The organism is Pantoea sp. X-Soil-ISGK-355, from assembly GCF_059730805.1.
Genome location: NZ_AP035971.1, coordinates 2,730,379 through 2,748,613 on the forward strand (window position 1 = coordinate 2,730,379; position 18,235 = coordinate 2,748,613).

12 protein-coding genes, 1 tRNA gene and 1 pseudogene are annotated in these 18,235 nt (G+C 41.5%); 9 read left to right on the forward strand and 5 right to left on the reverse strand.

Going from position 1 to position 18,235, the window contains the following annotated elements; genetic code table 11:
* Positions 1-17: 17 nt before the first annotated feature.
* Positions 18-1,022 carry a nucleoid-associated protein YejK gene (gene yejK / locus AC6I8J_RS12580; protein WP_161732180.1) on the reverse strand — a complete coding sequence of 335 codons (1,005 nt, stop codon included), beginning with the start codon at positions 1,020-1,022 and terminating at the stop codon, positions 18-20.
* 158 nt (positions 1,023-1,180) lie between these two features.
* Here yejK and AC6I8J_RS12585 point away from each other — a divergent pair, with 158 nt between their 5' ends.
* The 4 genes from AC6I8J_RS12585 to AC6I8J_RS12600 all read left to right on the forward strand — a co-directional run bounded on the left by AC6I8J_RS12585 (position 1,181) and on the right by AC6I8J_RS12600 (position 4,779).
* Positions 1,181-1,408 (forward strand): YejL family protein, encoded by a 228-nt coding sequence (locus AC6I8J_RS12585; RefSeq protein ID WP_010248348.1) that lies wholly within the window; start codon positions 1,181-1,183, stop codon positions 1,406-1,408.
* A gap of 22 nt (positions 1,409-1,430) precedes the next feature.
* Positions 1,431-3,185 carry an LPS biosynthesis-modulating metalloenzyme YejM gene (gene yejM, locus AC6I8J_RS12590; RefSeq protein WP_161732179.1) on the forward strand — a complete coding sequence of 585 codons (1,755 nt, stop codon included), beginning with the start codon at positions 1,431-1,433 and terminating at the stop codon, positions 3,183-3,185.
* Positions 3,186-3,258: 73 nt separating this feature from the next.
* A tRNA-Pro gene (locus AC6I8J_RS12595) sits at positions 3,259-3,335 on the forward strand.
* Positions 3,336-3,549: 214 nt separating this feature from the next.
* Complete coding sequence (locus AC6I8J_RS12600) at positions 3,550-4,779, forward strand: integrase domain-containing protein (protein ID WP_497825424.1); 1,230 nt, start codon at positions 3,550-3,552, stop codon at positions 4,777-4,779.
* 48 nt (positions 4,780-4,827) lie between these two features.
* On the opposite strand, the gene AC6I8J_RS12605 is transcribed toward AC6I8J_RS12600, so the two are convergent.
* Positions 4,828-4,956, reverse strand: a complete 129-nt coding sequence (locus AC6I8J_RS12605) for a hypothetical protein (RefSeq protein WP_004170286.1) — start codon at positions 4,954-4,956, stop codon at positions 4,828-4,830.
* Positions 4,957-5,374: 418 nt separating this feature from the next.
* Here AC6I8J_RS12605 and AC6I8J_RS12610 point away from each other — a divergent pair, with 418 nt between their 5' ends.
* A complete protein-coding gene (locus tag AC6I8J_RS12610) occupies positions 5,375-5,944 on the forward strand; it encodes a hypothetical protein (protein ID WP_208002953.1) in 570 nt (189 codons plus the stop codon).
* Positions 5,945-5,982: 38 nt separating this feature from the next.
* Here AC6I8J_RS12610 and AC6I8J_RS12615 read toward each other — a convergent pair whose 3' ends face one another.
* A complete protein-coding gene (locus tag AC6I8J_RS12615; RefSeq protein WP_497825425.1) occupies positions 5,983-7,830 on the reverse strand; it encodes a UvrD-helicase domain-containing protein in 1,848 nt (615 codons plus the stop codon).
* A complete protein-coding gene (locus AC6I8J_RS12620; RefSeq protein WP_497825426.1) occupies positions 7,830-9,809 on the reverse strand; it encodes an ATP-dependent nuclease in 1,980 nt (659 codons plus the stop codon). Before AC6I8J_RS12620 ends, AC6I8J_RS12615 begins: the two co-directional genes overlap by 1 nt.
* A gap of 1,103 nt (positions 9,810-10,912) precedes the next feature.
* Here AC6I8J_RS12620 and AC6I8J_RS12625 point away from each other — a divergent pair.
* Positions 10,913-16,423, forward strand: coding sequence for a DUF3320 domain-containing protein (locus AC6I8J_RS12625; RefSeq protein WP_497825427.1), 5,511 nt, complete (start codon positions 10,913-10,915; stop codon positions 16,421-16,423).
* 113 nt (positions 16,424-16,536) lie between these two features.
* Entirely contained in the window at positions 16,537-17,121 is a 585-nt protein-coding gene (locus AC6I8J_RS12630) for a hypothetical protein (protein ID WP_497825428.1), read from the forward strand.
* 4 nt (positions 17,122-17,125) lie between these two features.
* On the opposite strand, the gene AC6I8J_RS12635 is transcribed toward AC6I8J_RS12630, so the two are convergent.
* On the reverse strand, positions 17,126-17,395 hold the full coding sequence (locus tag AC6I8J_RS12635; protein WP_089517155.1) for a hypothetical protein: 270 nt from the start codon (positions 17,393-17,395) through the stop codon (positions 17,126-17,128).
* A 223-nt stretch (positions 17,396-17,618) separates the two neighbouring features.
* Here AC6I8J_RS12635 and AC6I8J_RS12640 point away from each other — a divergent pair, with 223 nt between their 5' ends.
* Both AC6I8J_RS12640 and AC6I8J_RS12645 read left to right on the forward strand, forming a co-directional pair.
* Positions 17,619-18,005, forward strand: a complete 387-nt coding sequence (locus AC6I8J_RS12640; protein WP_497825429.1) for a hypothetical protein — start codon at positions 17,619-17,621, stop codon at positions 18,003-18,005.
* Positions 17,974-18,207, forward strand: a pseudogene (locus tag AC6I8J_RS12645) (relaxase/mobilization nuclease domain-containing protein); the annotation flags it as partial. The gene AC6I8J_RS12640 and the pseudogene AC6I8J_RS12645, both read left to right, overlap by 32 nt.
* Positions 18,208-18,235 lie beyond the last annotated feature (28 nt).

Below are 18,235 nucleotides of genomic sequence, written 5' to 3' on the forward strand. Positions count from 1 at the left end.
GGCTAAGCCCGGCTTTTTTATTTGCTGCTGGTACGGCGCTGAAGCTGATCGCGCAGATTAGGCGGTGTGCCCTTAATCGTCAGGGTGTCCGTGGCCGGATCCCAGAAAATGCGTTCGCCCAGCAACATCGCATCGAAATTCAGGGTCAGTCCCCCGCCGCTTCCGGCAAACTTTGTCAGCTGGCGCAGCGTGCTGCGATCCGCAGGAAAACTCTCTTCCAGCTCATAGCCCTGCTCCTGGGTAAAGGCCTGGAAGGTTTTTTCGCCCAGCGGAGGCAGTTCGCTCGACAGATCTTCCAGCGCAATCTCCTCGCCCGCCTGTAACTGCTCATTGCAGTAGCTGTAGACCTGCTGGCGATAGTTCTGCCGCTCCTGCTTATCCAGTTCCGATTCATTGCAGTAGTCATCGACCGCCTGCAACAGACCGCGGTTCTGCGCCTTAGTGTCTAATCCCACTTCGGCACCGAGGAAGTCCATAAAGAAGTCAGCGACCTTACGACCAACGCGGCCGCGCAGGAAAGTCAGGTAACGGGTCGATTCCGGGTTGGTTTCCCATTCGGTTAAGTCGATACGCGCCACGATGTCCGCATGATTAATATCGAGATAATGCGTGCTGCTGATATCCAGCTGCTCATTGACGCGCATGCTGGACTGGCTGTTCAGCACCGCAATCAGCAGGTACTCCACCGCCAGATAGCGATAGTGAATAAACAGCACCACGCCGCCTTCCGCAAACGGATATTTTGCCAGCTCGTCGCGCAGACGACCGGTCGCGGCACGGCTAAAAGCGAGAAAATCATCGTTGCCCTTACGGCAATTACGCAGCGCTTCTGCCAGTTCACTCTCAGTGTTGAACAGGCCATAGGCTTTGCTTTTTGCGCTATAAACCCGGTGTAACTCCTCCACCATCGCGTTGACCGTGTTGGTGGCAGGCAGCAGCGAATCGCGCAGCGCCAGTTCAAGCTGGTTTTCATCGCGTTTAATTAACTGATGCAGGGCAATCTGGTCGATATCCAGACTCATGGTAGACTCTCCTTTTAGCACAGGCGCGTATTCAAACACCGCCAGCATCGGCTTTCAACTCCATGCTGAAAGCGAACGCGGTGCTTTCGATAAAATTGCGGTAAAAAGTGCGCTCTTCCGGTAATATATCGCCTTTTGAAATGAGCTTAGACGACGATATGGCACAATCATCACGCTACAGTGACGAACGCGTGGAACAACTCCTCGCGGAAATGGCCCAAATCCTGCACAAGGACAAAGCCCCCACCGATCTCTCCCTGATGGTACTGGGAAATATGGTGACCAACTTAATTAACAGCGATGTCGCTCCGGCGCAACGTCGTTCACTGGCACGATCTTTCGCCGATGCCCTTCAGGCATCTGTGCGCGACGACAACGCCCATTAATTGGCTGATTTGACTTCATAATATGGTAACCAACCGGCAGCGCTACCGCGAAAAAGTCTCCCAGATGATCAGTTGGGGGCACTGGTTTGCTCTGTTTAATATCTTATTCGCGCTGATTTTAGGCAGTCGCTACCTGTTGGTCGCCGACTGGCCTTCTTCGCTGGCGGGGCGTATCTACGCCTATACCAGCTGGGTTGGTCATTTCAGTTTTGTCGTGTTTGCCGCCTATCTGCTGATTATCTTCCCGCTGACCTTTGTGGTGATGTCGCAACGGCTGATGCGGGTGTTGTCCGCGGTGGTCGCTACCGCCGGGCTGACGCTGGTGATGGTCGACAGTGCGGTATTCAGCCGTTTCCACCTGCACCTGAATCCGGTGGTGTGGGAGCTGGTCATTAACCCCGATCAGAGCGAGATGGCGCGCGACTGGCAGCTGATGTTTATCAGCGTGCCGCTGATTTTCCTGGTCGAGATGCTGTTTGCGACCTGGAGCTGGCAAAAGCTACGCAGCCTGAATCGCCGTTCATTTGGCAAGCCTGTCGCCGCCCTGTTTATCAGCGCCTTCTTTGCCAGCCACCTGATGTATATCTGGGCTGATGCCAACTTCTATCGCCCGATTACCATGCAGCGTGCCAATCTGCCCCTCTCCTATCCGATGACCGCCCGCCGCTTCCTGGAACGTCACGGCTTGCTCGATGCGCAGGAGTATCAGCGTCGGCTGATTCAGCAAGGCGACCCGGAAGCGGTGGCGGTGGAGTATCCGCTGAGCGATATTACGTTCCGTGATGCCGGCACGCGTAACAATCTGCTGGTGCTGACGGTTGATGGTCTGAACAACGCTACGCTGGCCAAAGCGCTACCGCAACTCAATCAGTTCGCCAGCGAAAACGTGCGTTTCACGCAGCACTACAGCGCGGGTGATACGCCGGAGAAAGGCTTATTTGGCCTGTTCTACGGTATCTCCTCCAGCTATATGAACGGAATTCTGGCCTCCCGGACGCCGTCTGCGCTGCTGGGTGCATTGAGTACCCAGGGTTATCAGTTTGGCCTGTTCTCCTCCGAAGGCTTTAATCCACCGCTCTACCGGCAGGCACTACTGACCGATTATTCACTGCCTGCGACCAACAGTCAGCCCAACGCCAGCACGGTGGCGCAATGGCAGAACTGGCTGGAGAAACAGAACGGTTCACAGGCACCCTGGTTCTCATGGATTGCCCTGAACGGCCCTGATGTGACCGGCGACAGTGCTAAAGCCCGTCAGCGCAGCTACCTGCGTCAGGCTCCGGCTGTTGATGAACAGATTCAGGCGGTACTTAACAGCCTGCAGGCGCGTGATTTACTGAAGAACACCGTCGTGGTGATCACCGCGCAGCGTGGTCTGGCGCTGGACGGCAATCCTGACAGTGCCGGAAACCGCCAGACATTGCAGGTGCCGTTAGTGATTCACTGGCCTGATACCCCCGCGCAGACTGTTGATCGCCTTTCTGATCATCAGGATGTGATGGCGACGCTGATGCAGCGCCTGCTGCATGTGCGCACCAATCCGGTGAATTACTCGCAGGGTGAAGATCTGTTTGCAGCGCGTCGTCGCCATGACTGGGTCGCCAGCAGTGAAGAGAATAAACTGGTCATTACCACGCCGCAGGTGACGCTGGTACTCAACAACAACGGCAGCTATCGCGCTTATGATGCGCAGGGCAACGCGCTGAAAGATCACAAGCCAGAACTGGCGCTGCTGTTGCAGGTACTCACCGAGGAGAAGCGGTTTATCGCTAACTGATTAATTATCAGGCAAATAGTTTGCAGGTATCTTGCATTAATGGTGATAACCAGTAGACTAATCCTCCAGAGTTCGGCACGTAGCGCAGCCTGGTAGCGCACGGTCATGGGGTGTCCGGGGTCGGAGGTTCAAATCCTCTCGTGCCGACCAAATTCTCCCAACGTTTTGTCTGGTGAAGTCCAGAGAGAACCATAAAAAACAGTTTAAACAGTAGGTTGTTGAAACCTGCTGTTTTTCTGTTGTCTAGTGAAATCCTGATTGATACAGTGGAATCCACCTGATTTAGGCATACTCATGGGCATACGTTTCTAAGACTGCCTTTTGATATGCCTAAGCCTTCCGAGGAACAGAATGGAGACTGCTCATGGCAAGACAGACCAAGCCCTTAAACAATACCGAAGTGAAGAACGCCAAAGCTGCTGAACGAGCATTGGTTCTTTATGACGGGGACGGTCTGGAACTGCAGGTAACTCCCGGAGGCTCAAAACTCTGGCGGTTTCGTTATTACAAACCCTTCACTCGTAAACGGGCCATGATCAGCTTTGGTTCATACCCTTCCGTTTCGCTTTCCGAAGCCCGCCAAAATCGTGAATCAGCCCGCGCTCTTCTCAGCAAAGATGTCGACCCTCAAGAGCACAAAAAGGCAGAGCAACTTCGTCAGAAGAGTGTGAGTGAAAGTACGTTTGAAAAAGTTGCAGCTGAGTGGTTTAAGACCAAAGAGGCAGCAGGATTAACAACTCACACTCTTAACGATATCTGGCGTTCAATGAGTAAATATGTGTTCCCACATATTGGCTCTATACCTATTTCCAGCATTACAGCCCAACAGTTCATTGGATCCCTTAGCCCAACTCATGCGGCAGGCAGACTCGAAACTGTTAAAAGGTTGAGTCAGCGTATTAATGAGATTATGGATTACGCTTTGAACTCTGGCTTAGTGACTTCAAACCCAGCGGCTAAAATCGGTAAGACGTTCCATAAGCCAAAAGTAAAACACCGCCCCGCCCTCTTACCTGAACAGCTACCTCTGCTTATGAAGAATCTCGCCTTTGCGAGTATTGGCAAACAGACGCGCTGTCTCATCGAATGGCAGCTCCTTACAATGACACGACCGGCAGAAGCGGCGATGACACGCTGGGATGAGATCAACTTCGAGACAAAGGAATGGCACATTCCTGCTGGGCGCATGAAAATGAAACGTATGCATATTGTACCGCTGTCTGAACAGGCACTTGCTGTGCTAGAAGTTATGAAGCCAATCAGCCAGCATAGACCACACGTTTTTCCCGGTTACCGCAATCCCCTGGAACCAATGAACAGTCAGACGGCAAACATGGCGCTGAAACGTATGGGCTTCAAAGATATCCTTGTTGCGCATGGTATGAGATCCATAGCCTCAACTGTTCTCAACGAGAAGGGATTTCAACCTGACGTCATTGAAGCAGCACTGGCTCACATTGATACCAATGAGGTCAGGAGAGCTTATAACCGTTCTCAGTATCTCGATCAACGAAGAGAAATGATGGCTTGGTGGGGCGGACATGTTGAACTGTCAGCAAGCGGTAATTATAGCATTCACTCTGGCTTAGATTAGTATTGATGATTTTTTATTGGTTTTTTATGTACTACATTAGAAATGTCACTATGGTTTGGAATTTTTACTGGGCTTTACCTTTGGATTATTTCCCGGGGTTTTCTTGTTATCACGCTGACGCTGGTCAGGTTGACCTGTTGAGTCAGCAATACGTTTCGGACCAGGTTTGAGTGCCATAGAAATTCTCCTGTGAACGTTTAAAAGGGAAGCCTCCTGTCCAAAATATGAGCAATAGTTGACTATATCAAGAGATCTTTTGACAAACTAATGGGTATTTGATCAAGGTCTAATTTTATGAGTTCATAGCAAGATGAACATAGATACAATTAATACTAAATCTCGTTTTGACCGAGATACTATCTGAGTATCGTATTGCATAATTTGAGCTTTACACTCGTATCCAGCAAAGGTGTAGTCACATCATCAGAGTAATGAACCCACATAACTGGAGAAGTATAATTTTTTTGTAAATTACTAATAAATAATTAGTTCATGTTGATATGAACGGGGTACAAATACTCAACTAACTGTGTTAAACACAACTACGTGATGATAAAATGTTCATCTAAAAATCTATATTTTATGACTAATGTGAATGGGACGAAAAATTTCTGCATTTTTAAAGATATTAGGAGTCATGGGATCTTTATGCGGGATTATTGCGACAGTATTCGCAATCTATGCTTACTACAACCCGACCGCCCCTACTACTCAGAGAAATGACAGTATTTTAGGAAGCTGGCTATCTGATTACTCTTATACCGTGAAAGGTAATACCGTTAGTGTTAATGGCAAAACAACCTTTTTCTCTAATGGAAAATACAACTTTCATGGCTGTATCTCTATTGACTCATATGCTCTAGGAGACCATATATTCATAGACTATCTTTCTGATGGTGCTGGTGAATGGGAACAATATGATAGTGAGTTAATAACAACATTAAATAGTTTGAAAACAAAACCTATCAAGCTCGTTGTGAATAACGAAGATATTGACCCACTAAAAATAGAGGTGATAAACAATAAAAAACTACCAACTATTGAAGAAGAAATGGCCAATGGAAAAACCCAGGCCTATAAAGTAGTTCGAGCTACAAATAATCGGTTAACAGTGGAAGTTATTAACGAAATTGGAGAAAATTTTAAGTTTGATATGTATAAATAAAATGAACCTGATGGCGACCCAAGATCGCCATCATATCTTCACTCTTGATAGTTCTCAGCTTCAAGACCACAATAGGATAGCATATCCGTAATCAATGGGATCTCATTAAAATTCTGCCTGAAAGGTCTGCCATAACTATTGTTTCTTATTTTACAACGAGTCATTAATACCTCTTCAATGGCTCTTGAAAATGCCACAAAGACTGTTTTTTGATTTTCTATTTGCTCTTCTTCCTTACCAAAATAGGCACCGGGTTCAAGACCCACAACGATGACCTTCCTAAACTCTAAGCCTTTACTTTTATGGATGGTCATGAGAGGTATCGTTTTATTACCAAGTAATAAATCAATGGCTTCTGATGTTTTATCTCTTACATTTAGCTTATCGAGGTGGCGAGAAAGTGATTCAATACAATATTCCAAACTATTTCCAATCATATACTGCGGGAAGTAAGATTTTATTTCATCGATACCAAATATTCCTAATAATGAATATAAATAATCGACAATATCTTCTTTAATAACACGATGAGATTTAATAAAAAGACTTAGTTCTCTTTCTAACCTTGTAACATCACCTCTTTTACTTACTCCTCTAATATTACATAGTAGCTCCATTGTAGAGCCCCAACTTTCTATGGATTTCCTATTACAGACAAACATTAGCATTTGTAAAATTAACTGTACCACAGCTTCATTCAACAAATCCTGATACTCATTCTCAATCCGACTTTGTATACCCAAAGATTGCAATACTGAAATGATATCATCTGTATATTGTTTAGCTGAATTTCTTAGCAGTATACATATATCTCTTTCGTTTACCCCTTCAGCGATCCATTGTTGGATACATAATGCTATATATGCTCCTTCAATGCTACTTTCGTTAAATTGTAGTAACTTAGCTGAACCTTCATTTTCAACCAACATCATATCAGGCTTTTTATCAGCATGATTCATGAAAGCTTCCATCATACGTTGATAATTTATGAGGTTTTTTAATGATCTTCTATTGCTAACTAGTTCATTAGGTTGTTCGATTTCAAAGTCTTTTTTAAACATTTCAGAAGCATTGTGCATTGCACCTGCCCAACCCATTATTCTTTGTTTTGTATCACCGACTGCTGTTATTTTTATTTTTTTACCCAAGAAAATTCTCTTAAATATTTCATATTGCCTATATGTAGTGTCCTGAAATTCATCAATAAAGGCATACTCATATGTTGAATTGATAGCATTAGACAGATACTTATTTTTGCTAATAATGTAATTAGCAAGGAAATTTATCATCTTGAACGAAAGTCTTGATCTTGGTTTTAATAAGTGTGACCATATAAAACGTCTTATCCTCCCATCTACAGTATGTTCTGTTTTTTTATCATACGGTGTTACTATATAATTCTCTTCAAAATTATAAGGTTGTAATTTATCCAGCTCTGCGGATGTTAATCCCTCAAAATCCACAGCCTCTTTTTTAATTTCTTCAACAAAAACTTTATTATTCGGAAAGATTATTTCATAGTCATCTGAAGGACGATAAGCTTCCGGAATAGTACTTTTAAATCGATCTAAAATACTTTTACAAAAAGCATCAAATGTCGTTGATTCAAACTTATTTCTATATTTCGAATCAAGCCGTGAGTTTACTCGATCTTGAAGGTTTTTTGCCGCATCTTTTTTGAAAGATAATGCGATAATTTTTTTCTTGCTGCACTTTGCCGTCTCGATTAAAAAACAGGCTTTCTGAGCTAATAATTCAGTTTTTCCTGCACCGGGACCAGCAAGAACGAGATTATGATCTGTACTATTTCGTATTACCCTCATAGCCTCGTCTTCTACTTCTTGGATGTCTTTTAGAATCCAATTATCATCATTTATAATTGGCATCACAGAAGACCTCTAACTTTTTCAATAAGTTCATTGAGAACTTTAGGACTATTATCTCTTAACCTATCGTCTTCCATTTTGGATAGAACATAATTATGCGATAATGGCTTACCTCTTCCTAAAAATAAGTAGCGGTACCAAAAATATTTCTCAAAATCATCGAACTTCTTAATATCAATTTCTTTTTCTTCTTTTTTCAAAACTGAAGCTATTGCAGCTTCAATTTTCTTGTTATATTCAGGATCATCATTCTTTGGCAGTCTTGGGCCTCCATTTTCGGGAACAAATGTCTTATAATCCTTAAAGAATTTATTAAGCATTATCCAATCTAAATCATAGGGATAGGAAAAATAAACATTATAATCCTTCAGACACTTTATCCATCCCGATTCACTATCTGGATCCTCATCCCATGTATGCATTTCATCAAGTTCTTCATCGCTTAAAGTTCCTGAAGTAGTACTCAACAATTCAATTTTATCCGCACCAATAGAAATTAATTGTTTGACTGCATATTTAATTCGTCCCCAACCACCACCTCCTCTCCTGAAGTCATAATCGAGAAGAGTAACATGTGGAATTGAGAGCTCATTGAGTAATTTCCAAAAGTGATTTACATATCGCCCACCTAAAGGGGCAAATGTTATCAATGAAGTATCAAGCTCTATTCCATTTACTTGAGCTATTTTAGGTATTACTATTTCTTCGCTATCCCCTTCACCAAGTATAACAACTTTTGCAAAATAAATTTCTGGATATGCTTTTACGGCTTCCTTAACATATGTGAAAGTATCAACACTTTCTCCATCGCCTTCATCTTCAATTGGTAATAATATTTCCTTCACAACTGTATTTTTATTATCTTGCAGTCGAAAATAACGAATATTTTCGGGTTCAACTCTATTCAATAAAGCTGGTGCATGTGTCGTCAAAACAATCTGTGCTCGATCATTCTCAGATATCTCTTCACACAGTTTAACTATTCGCCCTAAATATTGCGGTGAAAGATGGTTTTCTGGTTCTTCGATTAATATTATTGTTAAGTTTGGAGGGTCTAATGCTTCTATTGATATTGATAATTCTTTTTCTTCTGAATTAATCATTTCATCTTCTATATCGAATGCCGATTTGACTAAAGATAAATAAAATAATGATTTCATACCATCACTCAATCTTTCAGTTGGCAATGGTTGTGTATCTGGACTTGGTAAAAATACAGTATCGATATGTTTTAATACATCTTCAATACCATTTACTACTGGCTTGATTTGAAGTTCTTCGAAGTAACCACCAGTGAAAAGGGATTTCCAATTCCTGCCTAATGAAGATGTTATTGTCTGGACCCCTACTTCCTCTTGGAACTGGTTTCCGATTGTTACAGCAACCTCATCAACAGTTGCCCCCATTTTTTCAGACCATTCGACTGCATTGATCAAACGATGCATGATGGTTCCTGCTGTTTGCTTCAGTTGTTGGGCAGGATCTCGGTAAGCAGGGACATAATGAACATGAATTTTTGATCTTTCATATGCCGTTATATTTTTTTCATAATCCCCAATTTCCCATACTAGATCGCTTTCTATATCCCCTTCAGCAAGATTAGTCTTTGTCCATTTTGCTTTTAATTTTGCCATGCAGAATGGGACCTCTCCTGCTTCACTTGAAATTAAATGCTTAAAGAAGTCTGCAACTGAGTCATCCTCACCGTCCTTTAAGTCTGCGAATTCGAATTTTAAACAAATTGATAATTCTCGTTCACTTTGATCTTCGATTTCATCGCCAGGAGGAACATAAAAATCATCAATTGTAATTATTCTGTCAGAGCTTTTAACACCAAACATTCTTGTCAATGCGAGGAGAACAGCCGTTTTACCTGTTCCGTTTCCTCCAATTAAGCTGGTGAATGAATCTATATTTATAGTTTGCCCTACAATATCAAAGCTCTTAAAGCCTTTGATCTCCATTTGTGTAATTTTCATTATCACCTCAATTGCTGTTTCAAAAAATTATAATCATTGTCATTAATGATCGACTTCATGTTGGTTGATTATTATTGTAACCGGCAGCTTTTAGGCAACTCCCGAAGGTGTAATACAGCTCGGTGTGGAGTGTAGACGACTTAAGTTCAAGTCATCCCGTTTTGCCTCATTTGTGCACCAGGTATTCTGAAAAGACATTTATCGGCTCTCAGTCAGACATTCCTGACTTATTCAATGTTGAAACACTCACCCGTGACATTGTTCGTTGACGTTCAAAAGCTTGAGAAATCAATACATGAATCTATTTCACATACCCATCCCTAATAATTTCGTTTTTTGTATTCAACACTTTTATCAGTTTTATTATTTGCAGTAAAGGATGTCTGGTCGCTGTGCTATTGAGCATGTCAGCCACTTCTGCTAAACAAAAATACCCAAGCTTTTACGTATGATGAGAAGAATCATTGTCAGCAGGCGCAGTCGACGCTCGTTTAACAAGTTATTAGAAACATAATCCATGCTTAAGACGTTGTTCGGGCACTCCCCATGCTCGCTGTAAGAAGTTAGAACCGTTTGCAGTCATAGCACCAGTCTTCCCATCAAAGCATCCTATTCACGCGACTTTAACTATATGTATCCGTATGGTTATTATTTCCCAATTGCACATGGGAAGTTCACTCTTGCAGGTTTTACTCTCACAGTAAGCCCATAAGCTCATTGCGACTTTGCGACTTTGCGACTTTGCGACTTTGCGACTTTGCGACTTTGCGACTTTGCGACTTTGCCATTCAAAGGAGCAGCATTTTTGAACAATGTCAATATGCTTATTAGAGCAATGACCTAATACTTGCCCAGTTTTTTACTCCCCAAAGCTAAATATAACCCAAGCTTATGTATAATTTCAAAAACAACCAGTCCAAAACACAAAACAACACTTAACCAATTGATTTAAAATGAATTAAAAGACAATCACTACAATTAATTAGAAAATTCTTAATTTTTTGACTGAAACATTCTAATATGTACAGAAAAATTGCAGTGATTTAGAGCTATTAGCATAACTCACTGATTACTGGTAAATTTTCAATTCAAGGTTATGCGTAATGGACGAAATTGAAGGCTCACTTTACAAAAACTCCAATCTGTCACTCAGCCAGAAACTTGAAAAGTCGCGAGCAGAGTTACTCGATCTAACAGCTAGAAATCGTTTACTTAACATACCAAAATCAAAAACTACAAAATTTTTAGAAGTAGTTAATGAAAGGTCTGACATTCTCTTCAAGATGCTTTTTGAAGAAGGCAAGCCGTTCACTTTTCTTCATGGTCGAGAAGATAAAAAGACAGATGAAAGCAATGAGAACAGTGAGACAGACTCAGAGTCTGAAGATATTATTTTCTTAGATGACTCCGAAACCAACCACAATGATACAAAACTCCAGACCAAGCTCACGCCAAAAACATTACAAAAAAAGCTATTAGATTTATATTATGACTCAAAAACCCTTGAAGAAGAACAAGGCGTAAATATCCTGTTTCTGTCTCTAGGATCGCTTAAATGGATAGATCCTAATAATAAAGCAAACATACGCCATGCCCCTATTTTATTGTTACCAGTTGAATTAATGCGAGCAAAAGCAGGAGAACGCTTTAAAATTAAAGTCAGGGATGAGGACATCATTAGCAACCTGTCGCTGGAGACATTCCTCAGCCGTGTACACCAAATAACCCTACCTCCCCTGAGTATCGATGAGGATTTTTCTTTAACGAATTATTTCGCAGATATAAAACAAGCTATATCATTGAAAGAAGGTTGGGAAGTATTAGAAAATGAAGTCAATCTAGGTCTGTTTTCCTATGCTAAATTTATGATGTATACAGATTTAGATCCTGATAACTGGCCTTCGGATTCAAAAATCACAGATCAGGAATCAATAAAATGTCTTTTAGAAACAGGCTTCTCTGGTGGAGAGTTAATCTCTGACGACATTGTAATTGACTCAGTCATTCCCCCCCGAGAAATGCTTCATATTTTGGACAGTGATAGCTCACAGACTCTTGCCATTCACGAAGTACGTAATGGTAAAAGCTTGGTTATTCAGGGTCCCCCAGGGACTGGTAAATCTCAAACAATCGCTAACATCATAGCTTCAGCAGTCGCAGACGGTAAAAAAGTATTGTTTGTAGCTGAAAAGATGGCGGCCCTTGAAGTAGTTAAGCGCAGACTTGATCAGGCGGGTGTTGGAGATGCTTGTTTAGAGCTACATAGCAATAAAACCAACAAAAGAGCATTCCTTGAAGAACTGAAGCGAGTCTGGGAACTTGGTTCACCTCGAGGAGAATTTCCAGATACATTAGTCAATAATCTCACAGAAAGCCGAGATATCCTCAACAATCACCCCGTAAGGATTCATAAAACGTACATGCCATCAGGCTTAACGCCATATAAGGTTATGGCGCAACTGGTACGTCTCAGACAATCAGGTTTTGACCCTAACGATTATAAGCTTAGCGGGTATGAATCATGGAGTAACGACGATTTCTCCAAAAGACATGCACTTATTGATGAATTAATTGAGAGGATAAGTGATATTGGCATTCCTGATTCACACCCATGGAATGGTATCGATAGAACTGAGATACTTCCTAGTGAAGTTGAAAGACTCACTGCCTCATTAACGAACCTGAAGTCTGAACTTTCAGATTCTATTGAAGAGTCTATCAATCTTTCTAAACTTACCAATGAAGCCTATCATATAGGCTCATTAAAAGAGTTACAGGAATTCATTCTAATAGCTGAATTAATTAACTCAGCGCCTAATTTATCACCTGAATCATTAAGTTCGCCATTATGGGCCCCTTCTAAAGATGAGACAAAGACGTTAATTGAAACTGGATTCTCATTTAAAGAGCTCTACAGCAAGCTTGAAAAAGAATTACATGCAGATAAATTCAACACCGAGGTCGACAGCCTTTCAGAAGATTATCGTAAATTACCTGTAGATATTAATATTAATGCTTTTACTACTGCCTATAGACTGAAGACACTTACACCTAGAATCTTAAAAGAGTCTTCAAGATTGCAGCAGGAGTTGGGTTCTAAAATCGGATTCTCGAATTTAAGTGAGATTGAAAGTCTTATTGAGTTGGGTGAAAGTATTACTCAAGCTCCAAATGTGAGTCCAGAAGCATTCATTGCCACTGTCTGGGAAGGTGGTATTGAAAAAGCGGCAAGTCTGGTTGCAGATATTAAACAACTTAGTATTTATAAAGAAAAAGTCAATCTCATCTTTGTTGAAAAGGCGTGGGAAACAGATGTAGAAAGCACACGAAACAGCCTTGAAAACAACACTGGCGCTTTAAAATTCCTTAATAGCGAATGGCGAAAGTCGAAAAAGCTTGCCCTTTCATTGATAAATGATAAAGGTTTGACGATCCCTCAACAGGTTGAGTACCTCGATCTGTTGATAAAAGCACAGAAATTAAGAAAATCCATCATTGATTTGAATGAGTTCGGACAGTCTGCATTTGGTTCAGACTGGCGAGGTGAGAATAGCGATAGTGAATTGCTGAAATCACTTGTAGAATGGATGCGTACCTTACGTGGTATCAACTCTGAAGCCCGAATAATTGCAAGTCGCCTCTCCAACAAAGACGCCTTAGCATATCAAGTGAGTCAGCTTAAAAAACTCACCCATGAAGTTTTAGATGAAAGCCGTATTCTTTGGGATTCATTGGGAGCCACGCCAGAAGAGTATTTTGATAACTACTATTCCGTTAAAAGCCTTCCACTGGAATCACTCCTTGTAAAGTCTGATATGCTAAGCACTATGGACTCCGCGTATAAAGATGTTTTCGCCAACAATGAATCCTCTGTTTCTGATCGTATTGAATTGTTGAGCTTGTTATCAAGCGCCCAGCAAAAAATGAATATCATTCATACTTTCGATAATTTGGCTCAGTCAACCATGTATCCATTATGGTTGAAAGAAAACAGTGACTGGGATCTGTTACTTCAATCTCATTCCTGGATTGAATCAAATGACGACTTAAGAATCTTAGCGTCTAAAATAGATGACAGACAGGGTTTAGTTCATAAATCAAGAAGTTTGAGTGAGTCTATTCAAGCGCAGTTTGCCAAACTCACATCAGTGATTACTTCTCTTAAATCTTCCTATGGAGCAATTTTCAAAAATGAAAATGTTCATGAAATTCCATTTAATTTAGTCTATGACAAGATTACTCTTTGGATAGATAATTCTGAACAACTTTCAAAATGGGTTGCTTGGCAAAACCGTGTAGAGCTGGCGAAAACATTTGGTATTTATCCATTAATCTCCGATTTGAGTAGTGGAGTTCTTTCCTCCGAACGTTTACTAGGTACTTTTGACAGAACTTATTTCGACTCAATTCTGTCTTTAATGGTCGAAGATGAGCCAGAACTGGCTCGTTTTGATGGTGATTTGCATTCAAGAAGAGTAGCAAGCTTCGCTGAGATGGATCTGCGAAGAATTAAAGCTTCAAGTTTTGAAGTCGTAAGAGCTCACCACAGAGCAATTCCCTCTAAAATTGGCGTAGGCCCTGTGGGTGTACTGCGGGGTGAGATGGCACGCAAACGCGGTCATATGGCGATTCGACAACTCATGACAAAAGCTGGTGCAGCTATTCAGGCATTAAAGCCAGTTATGATGATGAGTCCTCTGTCAGTTGCCCAGTTTTTAGTGCCGGGTAAGCAGTCGTTTGATTTACTGGTAATGGATGAAGCCAGTCAGATCCAACCTGTAGATGCATTAGGAGCTATTGCACGTAGTAAGCAGATAGTTGTTGTCGGAGACGAACGTCAGTTACCTCCAACTTCTTTCTTCGCCAAAATGACAGGTTCCGCAGATGAGCAGGATGATGAAGACTCAGCACAAGTCGCAGACATTGAGAGCATACTGGGACTTTTTGTTGCCAGAGGGTTGCCTCAAAAAATGCTTCGCTGGCATTACAGAAGTCGTCACCAGTCATTGATTGCTGTTTCGAATAGTCAGTTTTATGAAAACAAGCTTTTTATAGTTCCCAGCCCCTATACACAAGAAGCAGGTATGGGCCTACGTTTCCATAAAGTTGAAGATGGCGTATTCGAATCTGGAAGCAATGCAAATGAAGCAAAACGCGTAGCAACAGCAATTCTCGAACATGCAAGAAGCCACCCTCATTTATCTTTAGGTGTTGCTACCTTTTCTGTTACCCAGAGAAAGCGTATTCAGGACGAGCTTGAAGTGCTTCGCAGGTTGAACCCTGAGTTCGAGGACTTTTTCTATGCACACCCAAGCGAACCGTTTTTTGTAAAAAACCTTGAAAACATTCAGGGTGACGAACGCGACGTCATTATCATTTCTGTTGGATATGCCAGAAATCCACAAAACTACATGGCAATGAGATTTGGTCCTCTTGGAGCAGAGGGTGGTGAAAGACGCCTGAACGTTCTTATCAGTCGAGCCAAAAGGCGTTGCGAAGTTTATGCCTCAATCACTGACGAAGATATCGATCTTGAAAGAGCTAAAGGCAGAGGTGTATTCGCTTTTAAACTTTTCCTGCAATATGCAAGAACAGGACGCTTGTCAGTTGCAGAACAAAGTGGCCGTGCAATGGACAGTGTGTTCGAAGAACAGGTTGCAAATGCTCTGCAAAAAGAAGGCTTCCAGGTCCACCCTCAAGTTGGTATAGCAGGCTTCTTTATTGATTTAGCTATTGCCGACCCTGATATGCCGGGCCGCTACCTTATCGGGATTGAATGCGATGGTATGACTTACCACTCTTCCCGCTCTTCAAGAGAAAGAGATCGCCTACGTCAGGCAGTGCTTGAGGACCATGGTTGGATCATTCACAGGATTTGGAGCACAGATTGGTTCCAGCGCCCCGAAGAGCAACTAAAGAAAACTCTTTCTGCTATTCAGGCGGCTAAGAAAGAGCTCGAAAATCGTTCTGAAACTTCTCTATCTCGGTCAAGAGCTGTACCTGTCGAGATAGTCACAGTAGAAAGAGAGACTGTCACTGAGATTGGTCTAGATACAATTGAAGGCAGTTTCAATGAAGCTGTGGCATATGTTGAGGCGGTTCCTGACGTTGACACAAGATTCCAGATTCATGAGACCCCAGTTGGCGTGCTCGCCAAGATAGTTGAGCAAATTGTTCTTATTGAGGCCCCAATACATGTGAATGAAGTGACCACACGTATCAGGTCAGCATGGGGTCTACAACGTGCAGGGGCTAGAATTGATTCTGCTGTTAACAACGCGATTCAGATTTTTTTAGGCAATGGAGGGATAAAATCAGAAGAAAACTTTCTTACTTTTGATAACTTCCAAATTAAAATTAGAAATCGACAAGATGTCTTATCGCAAACATTAAGAAAACCAGAAAACATTTCTCATGAAGAGATTGCCGTTGGTATATTGGCAACTATCACAAAAGGCTTTGGAGCCACAAATGACGAACTTATTATTTCAGTATCACGATTACTTGGATTCAGATCCACAAGTTCGTTATTAAGGAAAAACATAAGCGATTCAATTCAGGCTCTGATTAATTACGGCCAAATAAAATTGGAGAATGGTCTCCTCACCCTTTAGTTTGATGAATCTCAAGTTATAGCTGCCAAGCTTATAAATTAGGTGAGGCAGCAACATTTACTCCTAAGGTTTAAAAGGCAACTTTGAAAATCACTTTACATGAGGTCTAATTAATGGAAAAAAACAGTAAAAACACTCTGAAAATCGAAGGGAACATAGACAACCTTCATATTAATGGAGTTGTAAATATAGAAAAGGTTACGCAGTCATCCAATACTGCAAAAAAAATCATGAAGCCTATTGGCTGGCTTTCCCTATCACTAAAAATTCTGTTGCCTTTTTTCATTTTAGCTTTGTTCTTCTTTATTTTTAGGTTTTTCTCAAACGCTGCAAATTACTGGATTATTGTACTCATGCCCATACTTTACGGTTGGATTTTTTACAATTTTTCGGCATATAGCACACCTGAAAATTTCAATTACTTGAAAAAACTAACTGATATGGTGACATTGTTAGCATCTCTTGTCGCAGCAGCACTAATCTTACTCAAGATTTTCAACATGAATAGTAGCATTGCCGAATATCTAGTATACATTAATAAAAAAGAGTTAGAGGGAAATATAGATACTACTTTATCTATTGGTCAGTCACTTTTTTTATTTATGGTTTTAGAGACATTTTCAGCATTCGCAAGCATAAAATTCCTGTTTTCTGTTAAAGATTTTTTAGAAGCACGAAGGGCTGTCAAAGGAAAGTAGGAAATCAAATTTTATTAAATTTCACCTTCTTCATTTTCTCTTGGTAATCATCTAAAGCCAAGAGAAAATAAACAGGAAAAGATAATATAAGAACCAAAGCAGACATATATATTAGTATCTCCAACACTCCAATAGCTATACCTTTCCACATAGTCATCTCTAAAGATAATATATATTTATATAGAACCACATCTAATATTAAAAGAACAGTTACCGCCATTAAAACCTTTAGCAATGAAACACGTTGAAAAAGCGAACTTATTTTTATACCCATAATTTAGTCTCCTATATTTTATATATTAAATCATCTACCATTGATTGCAATTATATGCAAATATTTTTAGCAAGGGCTAACTCAGCGAAGCTGAGTTGCCTTGCTTTTTCTGCCCTTCGGTTGAAAAAGGGAAGTCAAAACCCACATCGTTGACATAATTTAGCTATCGGTTATAAATAGATCAGGCATAAGGAATATGCTTATTTTTAGAAATGGAGCTTCTATGAGAGATATATACTACCCTCCCCTTGCAGAAAACCTACGTATTCATTGCGTCAGCGTCAGATTAAATAACTCAGAGCTAAATAGATTGGAGCATGAGCGCAAAGGATATGCTAAAAGCGAATGGCTTCGCATGTGCTTCATGAAAAACCAACCTGTTGTCGTTCCTGAGATCAACAGAGCAGCATGGAAAATGTTGGGTGAGATAAATCACAGGCTTAACGAAATTATTAAACACCTAAATACTAAGCAATCATGTAGCTCGCTGACAAAGACAGAACTCTTCGCTGTAAAACGTCAAATCAGTGAGCTCCGCTCTCGCCTCATTACAACCGATCTTTGGAGTATCCCCTCTCATGAAGGGTATGCAGAAGATCAAGCGAGGTAAGAGTTTTACTGGGGTTGTCCTATACGCATTAAAGCCTGGAACGCACCATAAAACAGATCCGGTTGTTATCGGCGGGAACATGTTGGGCGCTTCAGCAACTGAGTTGATAGCTGAGTTCAGCGCTTCTGCTTCACTTCGCTCTGACGTTGTCAAACCTGTATGGCACAACTCGCTTCGCCTCCCACAGGGTGAATCCCTCACAGCGAAACTGACCTGCTCCCCGTTGATTA

What these genes read in the sequence shown, in the direction of transcription:
- yejK (WP_161732180.1), bottom strand. Translation starts at nt 1,022, where the DNA reads ATGAGTCTGGATATCGACCAGATTGCCCTGCATCAGTTAATTAAACGC.
- AC6I8J_RS12585 (WP_010248348.1), top strand. Translation starts at nt 1,181, where the DNA reads ATGGCACAATCATCACGCTACAGTGACGAACGCGTGGAACAACTCCTC.
- yejM (WP_161732179.1), top strand. Translation starts at nt 1,431, where the DNA reads ATGGTAACCAACCGGCAGCGCTACCGCGAAAAAGTCTCCCAGATGATC.
- AC6I8J_RS12600 (WP_497825424.1), top strand. Translation starts at nt 3,550, where the DNA reads ATGGCAAGACAGACCAAGCCCTTAAACAATACCGAAGTGAAGAACGCC.
- AC6I8J_RS12605 (WP_004170286.1), bottom strand. Translation starts at nt 4,956, where the DNA reads ATGGCACTCAAACCTGGTCCGAAACGTATTGCTGACTCAACAGGTCAA.
- AC6I8J_RS12610 (WP_208002953.1), top strand. Translation starts at nt 5,375, where the DNA reads ATGGGACGAAAAATTTCTGCATTTTTAAAGATATTAGGAGTCATGGGA.
- AC6I8J_RS12615 (WP_497825425.1), bottom strand. Translation starts at nt 7,830, where the DNA reads ATGCCAATTATAAATGATGATAATTGGATTCTAAAAGACATCCAAGAA.
- AC6I8J_RS12620 (WP_497825426.1), bottom strand. Translation starts at nt 9,809, where the DNA reads ATGAAAATTACACAAATGGAGATCAAAGGCTTTAAGAGCTTTGATATT.
- AC6I8J_RS12625 (WP_497825427.1), top strand. Translation starts at nt 10,913, where the DNA reads ATGGACGAAATTGAAGGCTCACTTTACAAAAACTCCAATCTGTCACTC.
- AC6I8J_RS12630 (WP_497825428.1), top strand. Translation starts at nt 16,537, where the DNA reads ATGGAAAAAAACAGTAAAAACACTCTGAAAATCGAAGGGAACATAGAC.
- AC6I8J_RS12635 (WP_089517155.1), bottom strand. Translation starts at nt 17,395, where the DNA reads ATGGGTATAAAAATAAGTTCGCTTTTTCAACGTGTTTCATTGCTAAAG.
- AC6I8J_RS12640 (WP_497825429.1), top strand. Translation starts at nt 17,619, where the DNA reads ATGAGAGATATATACTACCCTCCCCTTGCAGAAAACCTACGTATTCAT.